Below are 5,478 nucleotides of genomic sequence, written 5' to 3' on the forward strand. Positions count from 1 at the left end.
TCTCCTCCAGGGGACTTTCACCCCATTAGTTCACGCCCATGCTGGGCGTACACAACACAGTGGAGCGGACGTATACAAGTTTTGCGCTTCGTTTCAGCCCTATCTGCTGCCGCTCACTTTTGCCGTTAGGCATCTTCCGCAGTATGGCCGATAGTCTGAATACTTATAACAATGGTTTTAAGCGACTCGCCCTGTGCTTAGGCTAAAGCCGATAGGCTATGTACGCGAGGGACAACAAAATTTGTGCTTATCAGGAATATTTAGAGACTGTTTTTCAACTAGGACAGCAGTTCAACACTTCAAGCTAGACGCGCTACTGATCGCTTGTCTGCCATAGAGGATAGCTCCGAAGCCAGTAACATACATCAACAAGCTATAAACGGCAGCGGGCACTGCCATGTCGGGGTTATTGAGTAGACCAGCAGTGATGGCGATCGCCAACGTTCCATTTTGAATGCCCACTTCAATAGCAATACAGATCTGTTGAGCTAAGGGCAGCCGAAACAGCTTTCCAGCAAGAAATCCTACTAGCGTTGCCAGTAGGTTGAGCAGCACTACGCCGATTCCCACCTGCACCAGGAAGCCTGGGAGCTTACTGCCTTCCCTTATTAGTAACAGCACAATAATCAGTGCTAATAGTCCTACGGCAAGGCGGTTCATTTGCTTTTCTAAGCGACGCGCTGTGTCAGGAAACTGGTGACGAATTGCCATCCCGATCGCTATAGGCAGCAGCGTGATCAGGAAGATTTGCAGCATGGTAGAGCCAATCGACAGGGTGATCCCCGCACTTTCCATTAGGAAATACTGGAGCGCCAGATTTGTAAAAAGGGGAATCGTAAACACGGTGACAATGCTGCTGACTGCCGTGAGCGTCACCGATAGAGCAACATCACCCTTTGCCAGATAGGTAATGAGATTAGAGGAAGGACCACCAGGGCAGACTGCCAAAACAATCAGACCCACAGCGATCTCCGGTTGCATAGGAACTACCAGTGTAATCAGTGTCCCAATCAGCGGCAGCAGCAATACCTGGCAGACCGTGCCCACTGCAACCGCCTTGGGGTAGCGAGTGATTCGCTTAAAGTCTTCTGGAACCAAACTCAGTCCCATACCTAGCATGACAATTGCTAGAGCCAGCGGTAGTAAAACAGAGGTGAATAAGTTGCTCTGCATAAGTGCTAGAGATCGACAACAGGAGAGGATTTAATCTGTTCAGACCAAAAACAAAATAGCCCCTATTTTACCTTAATCTTTACAGCTATCACCAGTAAGTCTTAATCTCACAAAAGCACTGCCTAACGCCCATGCACGCCGACCGTCGAGAATTGGTTGGCTATGATGCAAAGGTTATCTACAGCGGGTGATGGGCAGCGTTGAGGAGTAAATGGCTTTATAGATTCCTTGCGCAAACGTTCGTTTACGCATTGATAGGCTTCGATCGTCCAATAAGCCTTTCAGCGTTGCAAAAACATATTGCAGAATCAGATGGAATGTCAATGAGTTTCTGCAAGACTCCAAATAGATTAATAATCTCTACCTGTCGCTTCCATTTTTTCGCGTCATGAGCGGTATCGACATCTGCTTGAGTCCACAGGGCGGGATTCTTATTAGTGTTGTGTCAATCCAGAGGTAGTGACCCCAATTTCGCGCAATCGCGTCGATCCCAAACCTCTACAAGCCAGAGTCCGCATAGTTCATTTACTGCCATTTGGCCCAGAGATCAATCCTGAGCCGCAAGCCTTGTCTCAAAATCAGGCTGAAAGTGGAAAGCCTGCCGCCAATAACCACCCAAAAAACAGAGCAGAGCCGATCGCATACGCCCACGCCGAATTTACCCAACCTGCCACCAGCGCTAGAATGCCGATCAACGGTGGAAATAAGGGCAGCAGTAGAACCATAAAGCCCAGCGATGGCAAGAAATACAGCGTCACCCCAAAGCCCAGGATCATGACTCCGCTCTGTGCCAGCCACCATAGCACTCGTTTGCCCACCCCAATATTCTGCTGCACGATACCTGCTGCCAGAAACCAAGGGAAGCAGGCGATCGCTAACGGCAACCATAACCGCAACCGCATCGGAATCAGCCACCATTGCAACCAGACGACCTGCGCCATTGCGCCAAAGGCAATCCACAGCAGTCCAAACAGCCCGATACCTAAACTGAGCGATCGCAGCGTCGGACGCGGCACAGCGGCAATTACACTCAGCCAAGTCATTCCAGCCAACAGAAACCAGACTCCGACTGCCCCACCCACCTGCACGCCGCCCAAGTTTTCCAGCAAGACTCGCTGACTCAGTAACGTGACTCCTACAACAGCCGCGATCGGAGCCACAACCAACCCCACCCAGCGTCGCCAAGCTGCACCTTTTGTTATCCCCATCGGTGTTGCCAACACGGGAGCAACTGCCGCTAATCCCAGCAGCCAGCCCAACAGGTGTAAGCCATACCAACCCATGCGACGATCGACATAACGACTTTGAGAGGAGCGCCCAAATGTCCTATTGAGCCAGCGCACTGCCGCCTGATGACTGACATCGCTAAACAAAATAGTGATGTGCTCGACATTCGGCACTACCACCAGTTCTCGCCCTTTACCCTGTGCAAAATTAGCCGTTGTACCGCCCGCCTGCTCCAGTAAACGTCGGGCATTCTCCACAAACCCGCCTTCGCCGCTGCCTGCTTGCAGCTGAAGATTGCGCGGCAGTTGGGGTGTAACACTTGCCCCAGTGGGAGAGATGGCGATCGTTGCAGCAAAGCGTTCTGGATGACGAATTCCAGCCTCCATCACAAACCCACTTCCCATGGAGTGACCCAGGAGCGCCAGACGAGTGGAATCTACTTCAGGTTGTTGCAGCAATGCTTGTTGAGCTATCTCAAGACTGGCTTGAGAGTCGTATTGCTTCAGCGGCGTAGGGTTTGCTCCATGTCCATCCGAATCCCACAACATGACGGCGTATCCTGCCTTTGCCAGGGCATGACCATAGCCCAGCATCAACTGTTTAGACCCTGCAAAGCCATGCGCCACCAGCACGCCCGGTACAGACTTTGCTGCTTCGGGGGCAAGATACAGCAGCGGCACACGACCCTGTTCTAGAGAACGCACCGTCAATCCCGATCGTGCCACAGCAATCCCAACCCATGAGAGTGCAATCAGCCCGAGCGCTATCCCCAACAGCACCAGACGTTGACGGTTCAGTTTCCACTGCTTCCAGCTCAATTGATTCAATGTCTCCTCTTCTGATGATCGCAGTTTTGGCTGTGTCATATCTTTAATCTAGACGAATCGGGGGCTTGATTCCAGTTCGCATTTCAGCATCGAGCAGGAGACGGAGCAACCGTAGACGCTCATAGCATCTCTTGTTGACGCATGGGCATTGCGTCAATCGTGCTGAAAATATCGCTCAGGTCAACTGGCTAAGAAAATCGCTGCTTTTCAGTCCCATCTTTGCCCACTAAAATTACGGCAAAGTCTTGTGGAGCAACGCCAAACTGATCCCTTAAGCGATCGGCGGAGGCAGCCGACATGGGCTGTTCATCCACTCGACTGGCTCCAGCTGCCAACACTTCTACGAGTTTAAGGTCGCGTTCTTGCATGCCCTCGCTGCGAGATTGCCATGCCTGCTGCTGTTGCTGATAGAGCGGAGATGGCTCAGATGGGGCAAAAACGAGCAAAATTCGATGCTGCCACTGCTCATCACTCAGGTTGAAAGTCATTTCTGGCTGAGTAGAAGTTGCCGTGCTGCTGGTTACAGATGCGGCAATTGATACTGAGGTATTCAAAGAATCATGGCTCATAAGACTGACTTGGGGAGTGGAGCGCAGCCAAATAGAATGATTGCGCCTGGTGCCGAGTCGCTGCAAAGCCCAGTCTGCTTGAGTGCTTACAAGCTTAGAAGTTCAAAACTGAGCGATCGCATTTCTCACCCTGATGGCTAGAACACCTTGCCTCTAAACAGAACTGATGTACTATACTTCAAGTCACTTTATTCTGGAGATGAGTATGCAAAATGCAATTAATTGGTTTGAAATCCCGGCGACTGACTTCGATCGCGCCGTCAGTTTTTACAGCGCTCTATTGGGGGTGGAGATCAAAAAAGGAGAATTTATGGGAGAGCCGCAGGCGTTCTTTCCGGCTAGCGAAACGGGCGCAGGTGGAGCCATTGTCCAGAGCCAAAGACTTACACCTTCCACTTCAGGCACCCTAATCTATCTGAATCTAGGAGATGTTCCTCACCTAGAGCAAGCATTGGAGCGGGTTGAGTCTCAGGGGGGCAAAGTCTTAGTGCCGAAAACGGATATCGGCGATCCTGGGTTCATTGGCATTGTGCTCGATACCGAAGGAAATCAGGTGGGCTTACATGCATTGAGAGCCACCGTGTAAATCTAAGAGCCGCTGTCGGGATCAACTGACGATCGTTCCCGACAGCAGATAGTACGCATCACTAGAGAGGTTCAGAATTCGCTTGGTAAAGGAGACAAGCTCCCTAGTTGCCTAGATTTGATTTCTGCCCTCACCCATAACGAGTTTTAATCAGAATTTGACGGGGCCGCAAAAAGTTGTTTGGGGTTCGCTATCTCAGAAATATCGAACGAGATTTTAAGGGTTTTAGCCCTGTTAATTCTGAAATTGGAAGAATGTTGAAACTTTTTGCCGCCCTGTCCACAAATAACCATGGCTCAGCGTTTTGCCCAAAAAGCAAGTTTGCCCCCTTACGACTAGAGAAGACTGAAGGGTGAGAGTTTTTGTCCCCGAAGAATGGGTGAGAGGCTGAAGCATCCGGATTCATGACTAGCAGGAAAAACATTTACAGTCACGAAAATGCTAGCATTATTTCATGAAGTAATTACTTCATGAAATAATGCTAGTTAAAGGATTTCATACCTTCATGAGATGATGAATTCAGGAAATTTACGTGAACCCCACTTAAGCGACTTGGTAACGAAGCGTGACGACCCCAATTACGCTCAAGTAAGCGGCTATGTGCCCAAAGAGCTTGCACTGCGATTCAAGGTTCTCTGCACCTCAGAAGAACTGAGCCAAAGTGAGGCTCTCAAAGAGGCGATCGCCCTGTGGATGCAGAAGAAAGAAGATTTGAAGCGTAGCTTATCTAACGACGACCGCTAAGTAGCTCGTCATGAGTTGGCAGGAATCACAACTGCTAACTACTTCTAATAGTTTCTGCTGAACTTGATCTGTAGACAGACATTAAACTACTTATAAGCAAACATGCTTGGATGTTTTCCTGCTCCTTACCCAGACGAACTGCTCTACAGCCTTTGTGCTCGATTTCATGGGCGAATGCAGTATCCAAATAAAAAAGATACTATGCAGGAGTTGTTTGGAGATGAGGCAGCGATCGCTGTTGTTGATTTACCCAGTAATCTTGGTAGTCTCGTTTCTGCATTACCACCTAGTAGTCCATATAGAACCCATTTGAGATCTTAAGAAGATGCTGCAAGCCTCTTCACCATTAGCC

Annotated in this window: 5 protein-coding genes; 2 read left to right on the forward strand and 3 right to left on the reverse strand. The window is 49.8% G+C overall.

The genetic code is table 11. The annotated features are described in order from the left end of the window. Window positions 1–291 precede the first annotated feature (291 nt). From AC5JMP_RS07815 to AC5JMP_RS07825, 3 genes are all read right to left on the reverse strand, one after another. Window positions 292–1,173, reverse strand: coding sequence for a bile acid:sodium symporter family protein (locus AC5JMP_RS07815; RefSeq protein WP_495850887.1), 882 nt, complete (start codon window positions 1,171–1,173; stop codon window positions 292–294). A 578-nt stretch (window positions 1,174–1,751) separates the two neighbouring features. Next, window positions 1,752–3,266, reverse strand: a complete 1,515-nt coding sequence (locus tag AC5JMP_RS07820; RefSeq protein WP_495850888.1) for an alpha/beta fold hydrolase — start codon at window positions 3,264–3,266, stop codon at window positions 1,752–1,754. A gap of 149 nt (window positions 3,267–3,415) precedes the next feature. Then, a complete protein-coding gene (locus AC5JMP_RS07825) occupies window positions 3,416–3,796 on the reverse strand; it encodes a DUF4174 domain-containing protein (protein WP_495850889.1) in 381 nt (126 codons plus the stop codon). A 205-nt stretch (window positions 3,797–4,001) separates the two neighbouring features. On the opposite strand from AC5JMP_RS07825, the gene AC5JMP_RS07830 reads away from it, so the two are divergent. Continuing rightward, window positions 4,002–4,382, forward strand: a complete 381-nt coding sequence (locus AC5JMP_RS07830; RefSeq protein WP_495850890.1) for a VOC family protein — start codon at window positions 4,002–4,004, stop codon at window positions 4,380–4,382. A 510-nt stretch (window positions 4,383–4,892) separates the two neighbouring features. Further along, the gene (locus AC5JMP_RS07835; protein WP_495850891.1) at window positions 4,893–5,126 is read left to right on the forward strand and encodes a hypothetical protein; all 234 of its coding nucleotides are present in this window, start codon (window positions 4,893–4,895) and stop codon (window positions 5,124–5,126) included. The last annotated feature ends 352 nt before the right edge of the window (window positions 5,127–5,478 follow it).

The organism is Drouetiella sp., assembly GCF_059504425.1.